This is a genomic window from Streptomyces sp. CA2R106 (genome assembly GCF_037034245.1).
Classification (GTDB): Bacteria; Actinomycetota; Actinomycetes; order Streptomycetales; family Streptomycetaceae; genus Actinacidiphila.
In genome coordinates this window covers 1-795 of the sequence record NZ_JBAGKC010000145.1, presented here as the reverse complement: position 1 = coordinate 795, position 795 = coordinate 1, and the positions used below count along the sequence as shown (strand labels likewise).

Below are 795 nucleotides of genomic sequence, written 5' to 3'. Positions count from 1 at the left end.
GACCCGGACCGGGAGCGTTACCACACCATCCGCAGCGAGATCATCTCCGGCCCGGTCACCGATTGGGCGACGGACTTCTCGCACCTGGACCCGCGGTGGTCCGAGGACCCCTTCCCGATCATGGACGACCTGCGGCAAAGGTGCCCGATCGCGCACACCGAACGGTTCGGCGGCGCGTGGGTGCCCACCCTGTACGAGGACATCGCGGCGATCGCCCACGACACCGACCGCTTCTCCTCGCGGTCGGTGAACGTCACCAACTTCAGGCCGCCGCGGGACCTGGCGCCGATCGGTGAACTCCCGCCCATCACCTCCGACCCGCCCTTCCACCACGGCGCGCGCAAGCTGCTGCTGCCGGCGTTCACCAAGACCGCGGTCGCCAAGCTCGAGTCGACCACGAGGGCGTACTGCCACTCCCTCATCGACGGCTTCACGGGGCGGGAGGTCGTAGACGGGGCCGAGGACTACGCGCAGCGGATCCCCGAGCAGGTCATCGGTGACCTGCTCGGCATCCCGCAGGGGGACCGGAAGCAGTTCCGCGAGCTCATCGCCAACATGAACCGCGAGGACACCCAAGGCTCGCGGGACGACCACGTCGAACAGCTGAGCAAGATGTTCGTCTTCCTGCTCGCGGAGATCAAGGAGCACGTCAAGAACCCGCGTGAGGACCTCATCACGTACCTCCTCAACATGGAGCTCCACGGCCGCAAGCTCGAACCGACCCACATCATCAGCATGATGCTGCTGCTCTTCGCGGCGGGGATCGGCACGACGTCCAAGTCGATCGGCTCGTCG

1 protein-coding gene is annotated in these 795 nt (G+C 66.8%); it reads left to right on the top strand.

Annotated elements, in window-relative coordinates:
• Window positions 1-795 (top strand): cytochrome P450 (locus WA788_RS35430; RefSeq protein WP_335984601.1); only part of this gene is annotated, 795 nt, incomplete at both ends.